This window comes from Flammeovirga sp. SJP92 (assembly GCF_001583495.1).
GTDB lineage: Bacteria > Bacteroidota > Bacteroidia > Cytophagales > Flammeovirgaceae > Flammeovirga.
This window is the reverse complement of the sequence record NZ_LQAQ01000061.1, coordinates 528308-548123: the sequence shown is the minus strand read 5'-3', so window position 1 is coordinate 548123 and position 19816 is coordinate 528308. Positions and strand designations below refer to the sequence as shown.

At 34.3% G+C, this 19816-nt stretch carries 15 protein-coding genes; 8 read left to right on the top strand and 7 right to left on the bottom strand.

What is annotated here, in order from left to right; translation table 11 throughout:
• Window positions 1–7: 7 nt before the first annotated feature.
• Complete coding sequence (locus tag AVL50_RS14950) at window positions 8–1375, top strand: hypothetical protein (protein ID WP_157491339.1); 1368 nt, start codon at window positions 8–10, stop codon at window positions 1373–1375.
• Window positions 1376–1440: 65 nt separating this feature from the next.
• On the opposite strand, the gene AVL50_RS14945 is transcribed toward AVL50_RS14950, so the two are convergent.
• Window positions 1441–2769 (bottom strand): lipopolysaccharide assembly protein LapB, encoded by a 1329-nt coding sequence (locus AVL50_RS14945; protein WP_062617285.1) that lies wholly within the window; start codon window positions 2767–2769, stop codon window positions 1441–1443.
• 185 nt (window positions 2770–2954) lie between these two features.
• On the opposite strand from AVL50_RS14945, the gene AVL50_RS14940 reads away from it, so the two are divergent.
• The 4 genes from AVL50_RS14940 to AVL50_RS14925 all read left to right on the top strand — a co-directional run bounded on the left by AVL50_RS14940 (window position 2955) and on the right by AVL50_RS14925 (window position 6765).
• Complete coding sequence (locus AVL50_RS14940; RefSeq protein WP_062617284.1) at window positions 2955–3389, top strand: hypothetical protein; 435 nt, start codon at window positions 2955–2957, stop codon at window positions 3387–3389.
• A 479-nt stretch (window positions 3390–3868) separates the two neighbouring features.
• On the top strand, window positions 3869–5362 hold the full coding sequence (gene accC / locus AVL50_RS14935) for an acetyl-CoA carboxylase biotin carboxylase subunit (protein WP_062617283.1): 1494 nt from the start codon (window positions 3869–3871) through the stop codon (window positions 5360–5362).
• 97 nt (window positions 5363–5459) lie between these two features.
• Window positions 5460–5747 carry a hypothetical protein gene (locus tag AVL50_RS14930; RefSeq protein WP_063850741.1) on the top strand — a complete coding sequence of 96 codons (288 nt, stop codon included), beginning with the start codon at window positions 5460–5462 and terminating at the stop codon, window positions 5745–5747.
• A 367-nt stretch (window positions 5748–6114) separates the two neighbouring features.
• Window positions 6115–6765, top strand: a complete 651-nt coding sequence (locus AVL50_RS14925; protein ID WP_062617281.1) for a helix-turn-helix domain-containing protein — start codon at window positions 6115–6117, stop codon at window positions 6763–6765.
• A 95-nt stretch (window positions 6766–6860) separates the two neighbouring features.
• On the opposite strand, the gene AVL50_RS14920 is transcribed toward AVL50_RS14925, so the two are convergent.
• From AVL50_RS14920 to cysS, 5 genes are all read right to left on the bottom strand, one after another.
• Window positions 6861–8006 (bottom strand): T9SS type A sorting domain-containing protein, encoded by a 1146-nt coding sequence (locus tag AVL50_RS14920; protein ID WP_062617280.1) that lies wholly within the window; start codon window positions 8004–8006, stop codon window positions 6861–6863.
• Between the two features lie 282 nt (window positions 8007–8288).
• Window positions 8289–9425: a T9SS type A sorting domain-containing protein gene (locus tag AVL50_RS14915; RefSeq protein ID WP_062617279.1), complete on the bottom strand. Its 1137-nt coding sequence runs from the start codon at window positions 9423–9425 to the stop codon at window positions 8289–8291.
• A gap of 434 nt (window positions 9426–9859) precedes the next feature.
• Window positions 9860–11068, bottom strand: coding sequence for a T9SS type A sorting domain-containing protein (locus tag AVL50_RS14910; RefSeq protein WP_062617278.1), 1209 nt, complete (start codon window positions 11066–11068; stop codon window positions 9860–9862).
• A 414-nt stretch (window positions 11069–11482) separates the two neighbouring features.
• Complete coding sequence (locus tag AVL50_RS14905; RefSeq protein ID WP_062617277.1) at window positions 11483–12631, bottom strand: T9SS type A sorting domain-containing protein; 1149 nt, start codon at window positions 12629–12631, stop codon at window positions 11483–11485.
• A 310-nt stretch (window positions 12632–12941) separates the two neighbouring features.
• Window positions 12942–14447: a cysteine--tRNA ligase gene (cysS, locus tag AVL50_RS14900; RefSeq protein ID WP_062617276.1), complete on the bottom strand. Its 1506-nt coding sequence runs from the start codon at window positions 14445–14447 to the stop codon at window positions 12942–12944.
• Between the two features lie 274 nt (window positions 14448–14721).
• On the opposite strand from cysS, the gene AVL50_RS14895 reads away from it, so the two are divergent.
• From AVL50_RS14895 to AVL50_RS14885, 3 genes are all read left to right on the top strand, one after another.
• Window positions 14722–15417 carry a diphthine--ammonia ligase gene (locus AVL50_RS14895; RefSeq protein ID WP_062617275.1) on the top strand — a complete coding sequence of 232 codons (696 nt, stop codon included), beginning with the start codon at window positions 14722–14724 and terminating at the stop codon, window positions 15415–15417.
• 105 nt (window positions 15418–15522) lie between these two features.
• On the top strand, window positions 15523–16104 hold the full coding sequence (locus tag AVL50_RS14890; RefSeq protein ID WP_062617274.1) for a hypothetical protein: 582 nt from the start codon (window positions 15523–15525) through the stop codon (window positions 16102–16104).
• A 3-nt stretch (window positions 16105–16107) separates the two neighbouring features.
• Window positions 16108–18771, top strand: a complete 2664-nt coding sequence (locus tag AVL50_RS14885) for a DEAD/DEAH box helicase family protein (RefSeq protein WP_062617273.1) — start codon at window positions 16108–16110, stop codon at window positions 18769–18771.
• Between the two features lies 1 nt (window position 18772).
• Here the strand turns inward: AVL50_RS14885 and AVL50_RS14880 are convergent, their stop codons facing one another.
• A complete protein-coding gene (locus AVL50_RS14880; protein ID WP_062617272.1) occupies window positions 18773–19639 on the bottom strand; it encodes an NmrA family NAD(P)-binding protein in 867 nt (288 codons plus the stop codon).
• Window positions 19640–19816 lie beyond the last annotated feature (177 nt).

Below are 19816 nucleotides of genomic sequence, written 5' to 3'. Positions count from 1 at the left end.
CCAGCTTGTGGGACACGACAAATATACTCAATCAGCAATACGCAATCTTACATTGGAACAATACCAGCAATCCTTTGATGAGATTTTTGCCTTTGCATTAAATATAGAAGATACTAAAGATCAAGCTAACTACTTATCCAATTTAATGGCTGTTTCAACACAGTTTATTGATATTAATCAATGGTATGACTTACTGGAAGAAGTATTGCAGTTTATTGAATACCCAATTCCTCAAGACGTAGGTCGTTTACATAGAGATTTATCTTTACAGCAATTAAGGTTATTAGAAAATATAGGAGAGAATTCCATTACGGATACTTTAACTAACTTAGACCGCTATGAACTTCAAGAAAGTGAGTTAGGTCTGAAATTGATGGCTCCTATTGCCTTGTACGCTAGAATTGAGAATTGGGAAAAGTTTAAATGGATCGCTCTTGAACTTGTTAACCATGCTATAGAAAATGGAAAATCTGATGTGACGGCATTAGGATGTATGGCCTTATCCAAATATATGATTGCAAGGTATGAAAGTGTACCTGAAGCAATGGAATATGCGGAGTCTTGTATTTCTTTTATAGAGCATACCAATGACAAATGGCTATTATCACGTTTAAAATGTGATTTTGCTACTTTCATTATACCATGGGCCACTCTGACAGCAAGATCTTTTGAAGTATTAGAACAGGCTTTTGACTTGGTGAAAAACACGGAAGATGAATATCAAAAAAGTGTGATTAAACTAAGATATCTTCAATACCAAGTTTTCTGTGGGTATAGTCTTGAGAGCGCTCAAAAGTTGCTTACAGATAAGTTTGGTGATGCTGAAATGAAAACGATGCCTGCCACTGTTCTCTCTCTCCTTCAATTGATACAGCTTAATAATATCACTAGAGAAGAAAGTAAAGAGAAAGTTATCATGATTTTGGATAACGAACCTTCTCTTTATGAAGGGAACTTGCTTCACCCTATGTTATTGCTTTTGAAAGCAGTACATTTAACAACGGTGAGTGATGATCAAAAAAATAATTTAGATGCGCTTAGGAGGATTTTGGACCGTTTTAAGTATTGGGCAGGATATTCTAATGAGGTGTTCCAAGGATGGGTGTTTTTTATGGAAGCAGAATGGAGATGGGAAAGTAAGGAGTTTGATAAATCAGACCAGCTCTATTCTTCTGCTTTTGAAACTATCGCTATTCAGCAAAGTGCTATGAAGTGCCTGATTAAACTCCGACAGCTATCTCAGTGGGTGAAAAAGGAAGGTAAAACAGAAAGGACATTATCTTTATTTCAAACCACTTTGAAGCAGTATGAAATCTTTGGTGATGCTGAAGCAACAATAGCTTTAAAAGACCGTTTCAAAACAATATTTGATTAATAAAAAAGCCTTCCCAAGACATGAAGAATTGTGAAGGCTTTTAGAGGGACTACTGATGTAATATTTTATTTGTTTTGAACTAGAATATCTTTTTCTTTTTGCTTGATCAATTTTAACTGCTCTTTTGCAGCAACGCTGAATTCAGCAGGAAAAGGTTGGTTGAAAGCCAATTTAGCTTCCTTATATTTCTTTTCTTTGATTAGAATCATTCCTTTTAGAAATGAACTTCTGTATTTTACTTTTGGTCCATTGTAATTGATTAATTCTTCTAAAAGTTCCATCGCCTTTTCGTTGTCATTGATGGCATGATATGCTCTTGCCTGCATAAATTTAACATCTGGAAGAGGGATGCCATTCTGATTGAATTCCTCAAGATGTTTAAAAGCATTGTCAAAATCTCCGAACTTCAACTCAAAGTCAATCAGATCAGCCAGAATTTTAACCTTTTCAGTATTGTCTTTTTGTATGCTTACTTTATGCTCCAAAAGTTTAATTACCTCAGAACGATTAAGTTTATTTTCTTCTAACTCAATGAGCAGGTCGTAAGCGGGTTCAAAAGTATCATTCATTTTAATGATAGAATGAAGAATACTGCTGGCTTCATCAAGGTTGTAAATTTGATAATAAGCAGATGCAACCTGATAAAGGTATTCTGGTGTCATTGCTGACAGTTTACTTCTTAATTTGTCATCTCTGATTTCCTTAAAAGCAATATTGGCGTTTTGGTAATCTTCTAATGAATGATGAGCCACTCCCAACTCATAATAATAATGTTCGTGCGCCTTTCCTTTTTCTTCCTCCATCTGTGCAATTGCCAACTGCAGACTACTTTTGGCCAATTCATAATTCTTTGTAATGTAATTATGGTATTTGGCGTCCATGTATAAAATATAATTATTGTTAGGAGCAATTTTTTTAGCGTCTTCTATATGTGGACCCGCCTCATCAAAGCGTTTCTTCATTTCAAGAATATTGATAATTCGGGTTTTATAGGCCAATTGTTTATCCTCATTTGTTGTAACCCTATATGCTTCATCAAGATGCTTGATACAATTATCATAATCCTTTTTTTCCTTATAAAGTAAGGCCAATTTAAGATGAGCATCAATATAATTGTCATCTACTTCAATGGTCTTGAGGAAAGTCTGTTCAGCTTCACTAATCTTATTGGACTTCAGATAAACCATTCCTAACTTATATAAGTATTTTGGATTCTGATCATCTTTAGCAATGGCTACCTCATAAGACATTATTGCTTGTTCATATTTTCCAGTCTCAGCAAATACCTCACCTTTTACATAATAATCTTCGGCGTCATTTTGAGCGAATGTAAGTGTTGTAGCACAGAAATATAAAATTACCAATGGTATGAATTTAAAGTAATAGTTTCTCATTAGGGTTTCTTTTGTGAAAGTAATTGGGTATCATTCGATTATCCTTATATAATTAACGATTTTAATAAGAATAACTACCCAAAAGTTAGTAATATTTTTTGTTGGAAGTATGTTTTTATGGAAATTCTTACTTTTTTAAATTTGCTGATTGAAGAATAATTAGAATTAATTGAATTATTAAAATAGTGGAAAGTTCAGTACATCATAAGTGGAAAGATCACTTTTCGGCATTGGAAGTGAAAGTAAATAATAATGCAACATTGGAGAAAGTATTGGATCAAATCATTGATATTCTCATTCAAAGAGCCATCAATATTGATACAGTAAAAGCAGGGATGTGGGCCTCTTTACTGGAAGAGAATTCAAGAGCTTTTGGTGTATTATTACTGTTTGAAAATAAGTTGGAATACATAGGTGCAATTCCTGGAGAAGGGAAGCTTAAAAATTGGGAATGGGACTTTAAACTGTCACATATAGAGAAAGTGGAAGACGCAAAACTGGGTATTGTGAGAGAAATGCAACTTCAATATCAAGGAAAGAAATTCTCATGGAATGGTATGAAAGGTTTCGTTCCTTCAACATTTATTTCCACTCTTGAAAAATATTGGTTTAACCAATAGTACTTTTCTGAAGTCTTTGTCTTAACTTAGAATAAGTACGTTGTACGCTAAGTTTTTACAGCTTTTTAGTTTCTAGAGGTTAGGAATCTTTGATGCTTTATAAGCTATAGTTGATATTATGTTGAACATTTATGCCACCGTTTTCTATGGTCTAAGTGGTACAGTATAGCTATTGACATTGAAGAATAAAACGTTAAGAATTTCATGATTTGGAGCCGTAATCAATGATTTTTTGATTGAGCAAAACGAGTTTAATAGCATTGATGCAGGAGGAATGGAATTTAGTTTTTGCTTTCTAAGCCTTGAATTTTACATCGTTTTGTTTCAAGACAAAGTGAAAAAGAAGGCGAGTTGAAAGTAGATCTTGAAAAGCTTATAGAACTGTTTGATTTGAAGCTGATAAAAAGCTAGTTTGTAACGTATTGAGTACTTAGTACTTTCACAACACCAAACAATAAACAATCACTAACCATTCAAAGATGAAAAAGATCAAAAGACTTCTAATTGCCAACCGTGGTGAAATTGCCGTAAGAATTATCCGTTCCGCGAAGGAATTGGGGATTTTTACTCTGGCAATTTACAGTGAAGCTGATGAAGAAGCACCTCACGTATCCCTAGCAGATCAAGCGGTTTGTGTCGGTGAGGCTACGGCGGCAAAATCCTATTTGAATATAGATTTGATCATCAAAATATGTCATGAACACCAGATAGACGCTGTTCACCCCGGTTATGGTTTCCTTTCAGAAAACGCCACATTTGCACAGAGAATCACAGAAGAAGGGATCACATTTATAGGTCCTTCAGCACATGCTATTGAGGTGATGGGTAGTAAGCTTGAAGCTAAAACTACTGTAGCAAAATACAATGTGCCTTTAGTGCCCGGTGGAGATGAAGCAATTGAAGATATTGAAGCAGCAAAGAAGATGGCTGACGATATCAAATATCCCATTTTAATCAAAGCAAGTGCTGGCGGTGGCGGTAAAGGGATGAGGGTCGTAGAAGATCCTAAAGATTTCGAATCTCAAATGAAAAGGGCCGTTTCAGAAGCAACGTCTTCTTTCGGTGACGGAGCTGTTTTTGTGGAAAAATACATTCAAAATCCTCGACATATTGAAATTCAAATACTTGCAGATCAACATGGTAATGTAGTGCATCTGTTTGAAAGAGAATGCTCTATACAACGAAGACATCAAAAAGTAATTGAAGAAGCTCCTTCGGCTGTGCTTACATCAGCATTGCGTCAGCAAATGGGAGAAAGTGCAGTGAATGTAGCAAAGGCATGTGATTATGTAGGAGCGGGTACAGTAGAGTTTATTTTAGATGAAGATAACTCTTTTTACTTTTTAGAAATGAATACCCGTCTGCAAGTCGAGCATACTGTTACTGAAGAGATCACACAGATAGACCTTGTGAAAGAGCAAATCAGAGTAGCTGAAGGTGAAGAATTGGGTTATACACAAGAGGATTTGAAGATGAATGGACATTCAATTGAAGTCAGAGTATACGCGGAAGATCCTTCTCAAAACTTTTTGCCCGATACAGGAGTTTTACACAGGTACATTGAGCCTGCAGGAAGAGGAGTGAGAGTAGACAGTGGTTACACTCAAGGAATGGAAGTTAGCACTCACTATGATCCAATGATGAGTAAATTGATTGTTTGGGGAAAGGATAGAGCGGAAGCTATTCAAAAAATGTTGAGAGCCATTGACGATTATAAAATCACAGGACTTGAAACTACACTTCCATTTTGTAAGTTTGTACTCCAGCACGAAGCTTTTACTTCTGGTAACTTTAGTACAAACTTCGTCAGTAATTTTTATAAACCTGAATATTTAACCTCAGCACTTACAGAAGAGGAGGAAAAAGTGGGAATAGCTTTGGTTTCTGAATTGATTTTTGCTGAAAAGAAAGCAGAAGAGACCTCAGAATTACACAACTTGCTAACTCCTTGGAAGCTGAGAAGATTGACTTAATAAAGTAATGATAAAGAGACTTTTTTTTCTTTTTGTTCTAACAAACGTATTTTTTTCTTGTGCTAAGTCCACAGAGATTTCTCAAGAAGAATTTGATATGAATACTTGGAAAGCAGACCCTATGGCATGTAACGGTGATCGTGAGAAGCTAGAGGATGATTTTCTTGCTGTAAAAGATAGGTTGATAGGAACAAGTATCACAGATATCAGAAAGGTACTAGGTAAGCCTGATAGAGTAGATTTAGACAATAGATCTACAAAGCAATATGTATATTTTGTCAATTCAGGTGGACAGTGTGATGGGATGGAAGGAGAAGTTGGAAAGTCTTATAAAGTATTTTTTGATGCATTGGAGTTAGTGAAAGAAGTAACTCCTATACTATAAGTATCAAAGGTATATTTTCTTTTTTTAATTTAGATTTTCCAAGTATAAAATTTGGAAACAAGTACTAAGTCTGGTACTTAATATGAAAAAGAGTGTCAAAATAGAAGTTGACACTCTTTTTCTAATTTCAATTGTAAGTAAAATAGAGTATAAATTACTAAATTCAGTGAATTGTGATCATTGGCCTAAACAACTGTGTATAGAAAGTTGATAAATGGAAAATGGTGTTAAGTACTGGAGTGTAATATTTTCATGTACTTAGTAATTTGTTAATAGTAAATAGTGTCCTTTTTTATCCTGCCTAAAAATAATTAGGTAGACAAGAAGTATTGATGAATAGGGATGTTACTCGAAAATAAAGCAGAAGTTGGATTATAAGTTTTTAAAACAGCTAGTAAAGCAAGGGGAGGGACAGACGATCGAGTTTAAGAAAAAAGCTGCCGATCCAATCAAAATAATGAAAGAAGTAGTTGCTTTTGCGAACAGAGAAGGTGGCTATTTGATTGTTGGTGTGACAGACAATGGACGTATTGACGGATTTATAGATATAGAAGGAGAGAAGTTTGTTCTGGAAAAGGCAATTCATGAACATATTTCTGAGAAGATTGATTATGTGATTCATGAAGTGAGTATTTCAAGTACACATCAAGTGCTGGTTTTTGAAATTCAACCTAACGAAAAGAAACCTGTTTTTTTGTGGTATAACTTAAAAAGAAGGACTGGCAGGGCCTATATAAGAGTAGTTGATAAAAGTATTCAGATGAGTCGTTTGATCAGAAGGTTGTTGAAAGAAAAATCCAAAAACCAAGTGAATACTTTGGAGTATGGTGAAAATGAACGCTTGGTTTTGCAGATGCTTGACCAGACAAAACACATCACATTATCTGATTTTATAAGAGCTTCCAAACTGGAAGAAAATCAGGCAATGAGCGTATTGATCAATATGTGTCTCACCAATGTGATTGTACCGATGCCCATGGACCCAGAAGACAGATTTATCATGAATATTGTGAATTAATTACTGTCCTCTATTGATTTTAATAAAAAATAAAAAACACCTCAATGTACATAACCTAAAATACATTGAGGTGTTTTTTTTGAAGTGCAAAGGAATTACTTGATAATCAATTTCTCAATACTTTGTTGTTTCCCAGAATTGACTTTAATGATATACATCCCTGTGGTAAATAAAGAAGAAAGGTCCAAACGATAGTTGAAAGCTATATCGTTGCTACCGTTAATAACATCACCGAAAATCAACTTACCTTCTTTATTTAAAATTTGGATTGTGGTCTGACTTCCTATGTTCAAACCACTGATTTGTAAGCTGACATTTCCATTATCTGCGGGATTAGGAAAAACAGAAGTTCTTAATACATTTTGATTATTTGAAGGGTAAACCACCAAAGGACCAAAAGATTCATTGATACCATCAAAATCATATTGTATAAGCTTGTAATAGACTTCATTTTGATATTCATTTTCATCAATAAAAGTATATTCAATCAAAACATTAGAGTTGCCACTTGCCTCAACTTTACCCAGTAGATTCCAATTTCTTCGGTCCGTTGAAGAATAGACTTCAAAGTGAGAAGCATTAATTTCTGTAGCAGTAGCCCAATTGATCTCAATTGCATTGTCTAAAATTGACGCTGAAAATGAAATTAATTCCACAGGTAAATCGTAACCATCATCTTTCAGTTTGTCAGAAATATATGAAGGCAGGTCATCAATATTGTTGCCTTCTCCGCCTTTATGATCACCGTCAATGTCAATTGAGCCCGAAGCATAAGGAGGTTGATCATGTGATCCATTACCACCTGTAATTGTACCATCACCTGAAATATTACCCAAAACAATCAGAAAGACATGCTTAGAGTTACCATTGCTATTGTTGTATTGCAGTGTACCATCAATGAAAAGATTGCCGTTGATGACCAAAACAGAAGATTCTTCAATAATTACAGTTTGACTTTCATCAATTGTTAGATCTCCTTCAATTACACTGTAATGCGACAATATGTTGTTATTCACGTTGCCACTTCTTCCGTCTAAGTGATTGAAAATGACAGTTGTGTTTGCTCCTCCATTAGAAGCTGTAACTTGGACATTGCCTAGACTTGATGAAATATCAGGCCAAAGGGCACCTCCAATAATAATATCGCTATTGATTGTAGCAGGAATGTTCTGTGCCCACGAATAATTGAATAAACTTATAAGTAGAAACAGAGATTTAATAAGTAGAAATTTGTTCATCATCTTTTAGTTTAAATCGGAAATGATTGAAATCGGTTTTATTAGATTTATGTGCTAAAAGTGGATAAAGAATATAGGTAAAGCACATTAAAATCTTAATATAATTCAAAATTAGTATTGAAAAGTGTTAACAACAAGCAGTTCATTAAGTATTTTTAGTTAAAGTGAAACTTTTATAAGTGACGCCTAACTATGTGAATTATATTTTTTATTGATTAGGAAGTTTGCTGTAATAAAAAACTCCCGTAGAAAGATTATTCTCACGGGAGTTTGGTTTGTCTATCGTTACTTTATAATGATCTTTTTGGTATTTTGTATAGTGCCTGAGTTGATTCTTAAAATATATAATCCTGGCTGTAAAGCGACTTTGTCACCGATTTGGTAGACAGTTGAGGTTACAGCGTTGTTATCAATAGTGTCATTTAATAATACCTTTCCGTCTTTATTCATTAATTGAAGAGTAGTGGTGGCTCCTAAACTCATACCACTGATCTGTAATGACGTTTGGCCTGTAGTACTTGGGTTTGGAAAAACAGTAGTTTCAAAATTATTCTGCGCATTGGATAGCTTTACCGCCAAAGGACCAAAAGTTTCGTTTTTTCCATCAAAATCATATTGTACCAATTTGTAGTATACTGTTGTATGAAGTCCGTTGCTCTCATCCGAAAAAGAGTAGTCAATGCGTGTTGAAGTATTCCCATTGGCTTCAACTCTTCCTTTCAAATCCCAGTTTCTTTTGTCGGTTGATGAATAAACTTCAAAATGAGAAGCATTAATTTCTGTAGCAGTAGTCCAGTTTATTTCTATGTTATTTTCTTCTTGAGTAGCCGTAAAAGAAACAAGCTCTACTGGTAAATCATAACCATTCAATCTTAATATATCTTTAATGTATTCGTCCAGGTCATCAATGTTATATCCTGATCCTCCTTTGTGATCACCTGTTACAACAATTTCACCCGATGCATACGGTGGTTTATCATGTGTACCTAAGCCTCCTCTGATTGTTCCGCTTCCACTGATATTACCTAATACAATCAAATAAACATGTTTAGTGTTACCATTGTGGTTATTAAACTGAACAGCACCATTAATAGTAAGATCGCCATTCACAATAAGATAAGATGACTCTTCTATAACTAGGGTCTGATCAGCATCAATTACTAAATCTCCCTCAATTACACTGTAATATTTCATGTCGTTGTTATTACCTCCTCTTCCATCTAAATGATCGAAAGTAACAGTGGTATTAAAAGGTACACCTTGTTTGATTTCAACATCACCAGTACTAGAAGATACTTCAGGCCATGAAGATCCTCCAATTGTAATATCTTGATCAATGATAGAATCGATAGTTTGGGCAAAAGAGGTATTAGAACTGATAAATACAAGGGTAATTAATTGCGTAAGTAAGAATTTGTACATTTTGAAATATTTATAACTGGGTTTCTTAATAAAATCGGTTTCGTGATACTTGCTTAAGGATTATAAATTAGGTTTAATCATGGATATTTAATATTTAATCCTTAGTAAAGTGCAACTAACTCTCAAACATGGCTTTTTTATAAAAAGTTCAGAGTGGATGGTATTTTAATGTCAATTTTAGAGTAAATCGTCTTTTTTGTAGAAAAAAATCTTTCTTTGACTGTTTTTTCGGGAATAATCACTTGTGTAATAAATGTGTAAGAGTTGATTGTTGTGAAGGGAATTGGATTTTTTATATGAAAAAAGCCCCCAAAAAGCGACAACACTTTTTGAGGGCAACTATATATAACTCGTAAAATTGAAATAAACCTTTAGATCACTCTATAGTTTGCGATAAGTACTTAGTAATGATTCACAGGCTTTTTCTATTCATATTATTGTATCATAACCTTCTCAATACTCTGAGAAGTACCTGAATTGATTTTCAAAATATATAATCCTGGTTGTAGGACAGTTTTGTCTCCTAGTCGATAGAGTGTAGAAGTAATGTTATTGTTCTCTATAATATCATCCAAAATAATTTTCCCGTCTTTATTAATCAATTGAAGAGTAATGGATGCACCCGAATTGATCCCCCCGATCTGCAGTTGAGCTTGTCCTGAAGAACTAGGGTTTGGGTATATAGAAGTGTTGAATGTATTTAATTCATCAGAAAAATGAACAACTAAAGGGCCGAATGTTTCATTTTTTCCGTCAAAATCGAACTGAACTAATTTATAATATACAGACGAGAAATGTTCTTGATCGTCTGTAAAAGAGTAATCAATACGTGTTGTGGTGTTGCCATTTGCATCCACAGTACCAATTAAATTCCAATTGCTTTTATCAGCTGACGAATAAACTTCAAAATGTGATGCATTTTCTTCAGAAGCTGTTGACCATTCTAATTTGCATGTATTATTGATTTTAGAAGCGGTAAACGAAATCAGTTCGACGGGAAGCTCATTTTGCCAATTTTCAGGCAATTCGTCATCTAAGATATCATTGACTGTATTGTCAGTAATATTTAATGGGCTATCTACATTACCAGAAGTGGTGACATTGTCAGTGTCTAATGTACCTCCAATGTAAGCTGGCAGTGCACTTCCACCAGGGCCAGATGAAACACTTCCATTTCCAGTTACATCTCCAATGATTACAACGTAGCCATTATTGTGAAAACTGATGTCCCCGTTGATGATTACATCACCTGTAACAATAAAAAGAGAGGCATTGCTAATGGTAACACTAGCTCCATCTTCAACGGTTAAATTTCCTTCAATAATTACATAGTTGTCATAGGTGTCATCTCCACCGCCAATTCCTAATATTGTCTCTGCTTGGAGTTTGTTAGAAAAGTTAACACCGCTTGTAAATGTGATATCTCCAATGTGTTCATAGATGCCACTATCACCAGCTCCTTGTAGATCTTCATGAGTGTCTCCACTGCTTAGATCATTATCGTTGTCATCATCAAGACTGATGTTTTGTCCATAAATGGTAGGAGAAAAGAATAGAAGTGTTGCAAAGGTAATAAAAACACGAAGCTGAGTGTTCAGTGTTGTTAGAGTGTTTTTTATTACATGTGTAAATGAGTGAATCATAAGTGTTTGGGTTAATAAAGGTTAAAGCCTTGAACTTTTTTGTGTGTACGTTCAATATACTGATATGTTATGAAATATTTAATTTATCTAAGAATTGTGATATTGATTTCTTCATTAAATACAACTGAAATAGAAACAAATTTTATTTTCAAATAGTTCACTTATTTTCTTATTTAACACATTTACAGAGTTGTAATGTCGATTGCTATTGTGTGGAAATCTACTATATGTTACATTATATTGCTTCGTAAGTTCATGCTGTAAACTGTAATTTTATGTGATTATTTAAATTGATCTGAGCTTACTAATGAATGCTGAAGCTATGATGGCATAATCGTATTAGATGAAAGGGTATAAAAAAAATTCCAGAAGAGTTGATGTTTCTTCTGGAGTTTTGATCAGATATATTCTGTTTTATTGAACTATAATCTTCTTTGTATCTTGGAGTACACCTGAGTTCACTTTTAATACATACAAACCTGGTTTCAACTCTACTTTATCACTTAATTGATAAATAGCTGAAGTGATGTTATTACTGTCAATTGTATCGAATAGAATTACTTTGCCTTCTCTATTAATTAATTGAAGAGTTGTAGTAGCACCAAGGTTCATTCCTCCAATTTGAACAGAAGTGTTTCCTGTGTTGCTTGGATTAGGGAAAACGGCTGTAGTGAAGGTGTTCTCATCGTTAGAGAATTGTACAGCTAAAGGCCCAAACGTTTCATTTTTACCATCAAAGTCGTATTGTATTAGCTTATAATAGACTGTTGTTTGATAGTCTTCATCATCGGAGAAAGTATAATTGATTCGTGTAGACGAATTCCCATTCGCATCAACACTGCCAATTAAATCCCAATTTTTATTGTCTTTTGATACATAAACTTCAAAGTGTGAAGCATTTTCTTCAGAGGCTGTAGACCAATTCAATTTTACTTCACTTTCAGTTTTAGAAGCTGTAAATGAAATAAGTTCTACAGGAAGTGAAGTGTCAACATCTTCAAAATCTAATATATTATTTACTGTGTTGTCTGCAATGTTTGCAGGACTGTCTACATCTGCATCAGCAATAATATCAGAGTTTTCAACATCACCGGCAATATATGCAGGCAAAGCACTTCCTCCACTACCATTGTCTATGGTTCCACTTCCACTAACGCTTCCCATTACGATAAAATAACCACTGTTGTGAAAACTTGCTGATCCTTGTATGATCAAATCTCCTGTAATGATCAATAAGCCATTGTTGTTAATTGATACAGTAGCACCACTTTCTACAGTTAGGTTGCCTTTAATAATCACATAATTACTATAGGTATCATCTGCTCCTCCAATGCCTGGAGTAGTAGACATTTGCAGTTTGTTGACGAAGTCGAGACCATCTTTGAAGGTGAGGTTTCCAGTGTGTTGATAGACTCCACTATCTCCCGCACCTTGAAGCGTTTCGTGAGTATCACCATTGCTTAGTTCGTTGTCATTGTCATCATCAAGTTCAGTTTGTCCAAAAACAACAATAGGAAAAAATAAAAAAACGGCAAAGAAAGAATTAAGTAATATTTTAGACATAGTGAATTTATTTTGTTAAGTAAAGCTTAATCGAAATTTAAAGTAAATACGCGGGTCTGTTAAGATTTGTTTTGAAAACTTGTCGTATTTATTAGAAATGTAGCTTATGATTCTTTGTATTGTGCAATATTAGTGTAAACAATTATTAACAACAAAAAGTTCCAAATCTTTATTGTTAATAAAGAGACTGTTGTAATGTTTTGTAACAATTGCATGTTATTTTATTTGAAAATGACTGACAAACAGAAGGAAAAGAAAAAAGGCCTTCAAAATTGAAGACCTTTTTATTTAACAATATGTTTTTCAGAGACTATGCCTCATCATAAGCCCATTCCACACCGGCTTTGGTATCTTTTACCACTACACCCATGTCTTTCAGTTGTGCTCTGATAGCATCTACTTTATCATAATCTCTTACTTCTTTAGCATTAGAATAATCTTTGATAATATAATCCAAAGCCTGGAAGAAGTGATCAGGAGTTTCTTCTTTTAATCCCAATACATCCTCAATAAAAGTGATATAATTAGAAATCATATCATTGAATGCCTTTTCACCGAGTTGAGCAGCAGGAATATTACCTCCATGAACAGCATTGATTTTTTTCAATAAGTTGAAAATACCAGCCATTGCCACAGCAGTATTGAAGTCGTCATTCATTCCTCTGTAAATAGAGTTAACGATGCTTTCAATATTTTTGGCTTGCTTTTCATTGATTTCAACACTGTCATCAGCCTTGTATTCCATACTTTTCGCTAGGCGAAGGCCATTCATTACTTTTCTGTATCCTTTTCTTGCCGCTTTCAGTGCATCATTAGAGAAATCCAATGTACTTCTGTATTGTGCTTGAAGAATAAAGAAACGGATAGTCATTGGTGAATACGCTTCTTCTAACAAGTCATGCTTTCCTTCAAATAACTCTTCTAAAGTGATAAAGTTACCTAAAGACTTACCCATTTTCTGACCATTAATAGTGATCAGATTGTTATGTAACCAGTATTTGGCTGGCTCCACATGATTACAAGCATGAGATTGTGCAATTTCGGCTTCATGGTGAGGGAATTTTAAATCCATACCACCACCGTGAATATCAAAATGATCACCTAAGTACTTTGCACTCATTGCAGAACATTCAAGGTGCCACCCAGGAAAACCATCAGACCAAGGAGAGTTCCAACGCATAATGTGTTCTGGTTCTGCTTTCTTCCAAAGTGCAAAATCCACTTGGTTTTTCTTATCACTTACCCCATCAAGATTACGAGTACCTTCAAGCATTTCATCAATATTTCTGCCTGATAGTGCACCGTACTCCTTGTCTTCATTGTATTTTACGACATCAAAGTATACCGAACCATTCGACTCATAAGCATAACCTGATTCCATAATTTTCTGAATCATCTCAATTTGCTCAATGATATGTCCAGTGGCACGAGGTTCAATACTTGGAGGAAGAACATTCAATGAGTTCATGTCATTGTGGTAGCGGTCAGTGTAGTACTGTACTACCTCCATTGGTTCAATTTGCTCCAGCTTTGCTTTTTTTGCAATTTTATCTTCACCCTCATCGGCATCTCCTACAAGGTGTCCAACGTCTGTGATATTACGCACATAACGTACCTTATAGTCTTGGTGCTTCAAGTATCTAAAAATAACGTCAAAAGTAATAGCAGGTCTTGCATGCCCTAAATGTGCATCACCATATACGGTTGGACCACATACGTACATTCCAACAAAAGGAGGATTAATTGCTTGAAACAGTTCTTTTTTACGTGATAACGTATTGTATACTTTTAGTTGTTTTCTTAAATCTGGTTGCATGAGCGCAATATTTATTTTGAACCTTATGGCGTCACAAAAATGCAAAATATTCCCTTAAGAAAAAGAGAAAATACACAGTGATCCATGCAGGAAATTTGTTTTTATGTAAAAATAGGATAGGGGTAATTGAATTTATACGGGGATGCATAAATTTAAACATTGACAATCAACAACATCGTAGGATGGTGATTTTTATCGGGGCGATATTTAAAATGCTTTTCATAAATTACCTTCAATTGATAGTCAAAAGTAATAAAATAAAGTTTAGAAATAAATGAAAAAAGCATTATTTCAATGGAGTGGTGGAAAAGATTCTTCATTTGCTTTGTTTAAAGCCTTGAAAGAGTGGGAAATTAAAGGTTTGCTCACATCGCTTTCTGCAGAGTATAAGAGAATTAGTATGCACGGAGTGAGAGAAGAACTGTTAGACCTACAAGCTGAATCAATTGGTATCCCTTTGTATAAAATGCATATAAAGGAAGATACTTCACATGGCACTTATGACAGAGAACTAGCAAAAAGTTTAACCCCTTTTGTAGAAAAAGGAATCAAAGACCTTGTATTGGGTGATATTTTTCTGGAAGACCTGAGACAGTATCGTGAAGAAAAAATGACTAAAGTAGGATTAAAATGTCATTTTCCACTTTGGGGCGGTGATACCGACCAATTGTATAAAGAATTTGTAGCTGCAGGATTTAAGGCTATTGCGGTAGCTGTAAATGACACGTTGGGAGAAAAGTTCAACGGCAGGGTGTTGGATATGGATTTTTATAATGATCTGCCAGAAGGAATTGACCCTTGTGGAGAAAATGGAGAGTTCCACACATTTGTATTTGATGGTCCTATTTTTTCTGAACCTGTAAATTTTAAAGTCGGGGAAAAAACAATTAGAGAATACAATTATAAAGATGCAGATGGAAATGATATTAATTCAAAATTCCATTTCTGTGACTTACTGCCTGCTGAATAAATAACTATTATTCCAAAATTATTTTAAAAAATATGCTTTATAAAATGTTTAAATTAGTCATTTGTAAGGCATATTTTTTATGGATCAGTACCAAACTAAACACTTATGTTAAAAACACTTCAGCATATATTTTATTTCACTTTCGCATTGTTTTTTGGATGTCAGTCGTCCACTATTGACAAAGAAGCCATTATCAAAGAAGTTTCTGCACTAGATACTATTGAGAAAAGGGAGTGGTATTTATTGAAAGTTTTGGAGGAAGATCAGAAAGTGCGTAATGCTACGTTTTTTCAAGAGGTGGTTACAAAGTATGGTACTGATTCTCCAGAATATCAAGAATTAGGACAAAAAATGATGGATGTTGATCAGGTAAATCAATATAAAATTGATGTTTTTATTCGTCAGCATGGCTTTCCATCTCCGGAAAACTATACAGGAATGGCCATTCGGAGTCCTTTCTTTGTTTATCAGCACATTACTGATATTGATAAGAGAAATAATAAAGCTGTCGTTTTGTATAGAGCATATCAAAACGGAAAAATAGATATTGACTTATTCAACCTTTACCTTGGGAGAACTTATTTTCATGTATTTGGTAAAAACCTTGTAATGGAAAATCCCTATACATCTGAGCAAGAACTAGAAGAATTAATTAAAACACTGGATTTAGCTGAAAAACTAAAATAATCAATGAAGGAAACTGTAAATAATCAACTGAATATTTTCCCAGAAAACATCTCATTTAAATACTCTTGGCGATCCTATCAGAAAAGGGTTCTAGATGAACTGAATACCCATCTTACAGATGATCATTTACATGTGATAGCTCCTCCTGGATCTGGAAAAACAGTTTTAGGATTGCAAGTAATGCTGGAAATCAACCAACCTACCCTTATTCTTACTCCTACTATCGCAATTAGAAATCAATGGATTCAACGGTTTTGTGATTTATTTCTTCAAGTTTCAAACATTCCTGATTGGATTTCTAATGATATAAAATCGCCCAAATTCCTTACAGTTTCTACTTACCACGCATTACATGCACTGTCAAGTAAAGAAGACGAGTCTGAAGAGAAAGAATTTCAAGAAAATAATTTTGAAGGATTCAATTTTGGAACCATAGTATTGGATGAGGCACATCACTTGAAAAATGCTTGGTGGCAAACTTTGATCGCTTTAAAAGCAAAATTGAAACCCAAGGTGGTAGGACTTACTGCAACGCCTCCTTATGATGTCTCTTTTTCTGAATGGGAAAGATATATTGAATTGAACGGTCCGATTGATACTGAAATCAGTGTTCCAGAGTTGGTCAAAGAACATAACCTGTGTCCTCATCAGGATTATATTCACTTTTCTCAGCCTACACAAAGTGAACTGTCCCTTATTTATAACCATAGGGAAAGTAGAAAAACAATAGAAAATGAAATAGCATCAGACGGTTTTCTCATCGATTACTTATTACGTTACCCGGCAATCGAAGATCCGAAATCAAACTTGGAGTGGATTTATGATAATATAGAAATCTATTCTTCAATTTTAATCTACCTTTCCTCTAACGATGAGGAGCTCTCTGCGTTTCATTTCGAATTGACAGGAAATAAAAAGAAAACATTGCCTCAACTGGATAAGTATTGGCTCGAAGTGCTTTTTAATTATTTGATTTTTAATGAAAAAAGGAATGATAAGTTGTTCTCTCAACATATCAAGAAAGTGGAGCAGTTTATCAGAATGCACGGCGGTATTTCAGGGCGGAAAGTAGTGTTAGAAAGTGATGCCGAAATAGCTCAGCAACTAAAATCAAGTATTGGGAAAATCGAAAGTATTTTGTCCATTGCTCAATTTGAGAACAACACATTGGGGGAAAGTTTAAGAATGGTAGTCTTAAGTGATTATATCAGAAAGGAATACCTAAATGAACAGATTGAAATTGACAAATTGGGTGTAGTTCCCATTTTTGAGTATTTGAGGCGAAATCTTAATACCAAATTATGTGTGCTGACAGGTTCATTGATTATCCTTCCTGAGGGAGCAGTGAGTCCATTGAAAGAAAAATTAGAGGCGTTGAATATTGAATTGATAACAACTCCTGTCAAGCATGATTCTAATTATGTCTTGATTCATTTGTCTGAAAAACTAAAACACGATATAGTAGAAATAGTAACGCAGTTGTTTGAAAAAGGATGTTTCAATGTAGTGATTGGTACAAAGGCCTTATTAGGAGAAGGCTGGGATGCACCTTGTATTAATTCATTGATTTTAGCAAGTGTTGTAGGTTCTTATGTATTATCCAATCAAATGAGAGGAAGAGCGATCAGAACGTCACAATTGGATAAAAGTAAAACCAGTAATATTTGGCATTTGGTTGCTGTTGACCCAACAAACACGAATGGAGGCAGTGATTTTCAAGTCTTGAAAAGACGATTTAGAGCTTTTGTCGGGATTTCAGAAAGAGAAATAAAAACCATTGAAAACGGTATTTTGAGAATGGAAATTCCAAATAAATTTACTCCTCAAACGGCTGAAGAAATGAATCAGAAAATGTTTCAATCAGCCGATGAAAGAGACTTGCTTCGTGAGCAATGGGAAGAGGCTATTGAAAATGGAGTGGAAATTACGGAGGAAATTAAAATGCCATTTGATAGAAAAGAGAAGGATTTCCACCGTCAGAAAAAGTTCTATTTCAATGTAACTATGGGTTATATGCTGTTGGAATTAGGACAGTTGTTTTTACTTCATTTCTTAGACATTTATGAAATAATAGATGGCCTAATGTATGCAGAGAGTAGAAATGACTTGTTGATGATACTTTGTTTTCTTGATATTGGTGGACTTTTTTACTTTGGGAAAAAGCTTTTTAAAACTGCTAAAATCTACTTGAAATATAGAGATGTAACGAAAGATATTCAGAAAATAGGCAATGCACTTTTGCGTTCTTTGATTGAGACTAAGATTTTTTATTCAGACCCTGATAGTTTATCTGTAAAGACTTTTGTGAATAATTATGGTGAGTCTTTTTGTTATTTGGAGGGCGGAAGTACTTTTGAGAAGAACTCTTTTATCAGTGCCTTGGAGGAGATTGTGAATCCAATTCAAAACCCGAGATATATCGTTGAAAGGTCTAATTCTTTTTTCCATTTCTTTTCTCAAAAAGATTATCATGCAGTACCTGAACAATTAGGAAAGAAAAAAGGAACAGCTGAAATATTCCATAAGAACTGGAATAAATACGTCAATCAATCAAAACTTTATTTTACGAGAAGTGTAGAAGGTAGGAAACGCTTACTTCAATTTAGATTTAATGCATTTTCTTCAGCAGTATTGGAGAAAGCAGAAAGAGTAAGCAGGTGGAAATAAATTATTCATTATTGGCGGGTTCTAGATCTGGCAAGTGCCTCATAATGAATTCAATCAGTCTTGTGGGTTTTTTACCCGTTATTTTTTCATAGTTAGGGTGAATCTCAGTTTTATAATCCAACCTTTCCAACATCATGAAAAGCACCAATAAAGATATTTCTTTGTACTCTAGACCTTTTCTTTTGAGTGATTTTACAAACTCTTTGAAAGTAGCATTATAAACTACATCTTTCGGCAAAGTAGCAGTTAACTTAGCGGTAACTTCCATAAAGTTTTTGTTCTCATTGCCCATCAGCGGAATCGTTTGATTTTTATAATCATCAAACTTATAAATGAGATTCACAATGGCATCACCAACATTTCTTGCATCAATCCAATTCATTTTTCTGCTGAGGTGAGGAATGGCAATTTTCTGATCTTCTTGAATTTCTCTTTTAAAGAAAGTCGTCAAGTTTTGCATGAAATAAGTGGCTTGTACGATCACATAGTCAATACCACTTTTTCTGATGAGTTTTTCCACTTTATGATGTGGAAGAATCACACTGAATTTACCACGGTATACAGAAGAAAATATGATTCTCGATACTCCTGAAGATTTACAGGCATCAATAAAAGAGCTGAAAGAATGCTCAATTTGATGGATGTGACGAGGGATAATTAAAAAGACAGTCTCAATGCCAATCAACGTTTCTTGAAATGATTTGACATCATTGAAGTCAAGATAACGGTACTCAGCGTCCTGAAGGGGTAAATCAGGATCGTGTCTTTGACCAACTACAATTTTTGTTTGTGTATGACGAGCAAGGTATCGAAATACTTCTTTTCCGATAATACTGTTTAAACCAGTTATTAACACCTTGTTCTTCATTTGTAGTTGATTTATTACATTGTGTAATGCAAAAATAGAGAGTCTAGTTTAAAAAATCTTCATTCATTAACCGATATAAACACCTTCTTTAAAGTCGTTCAGATAATAATTTTGAATAAGAAGAAAGTCGAATGAAAATAGGTGGTATTGAAAGATTGAAGATAGTCTAATGTTTGA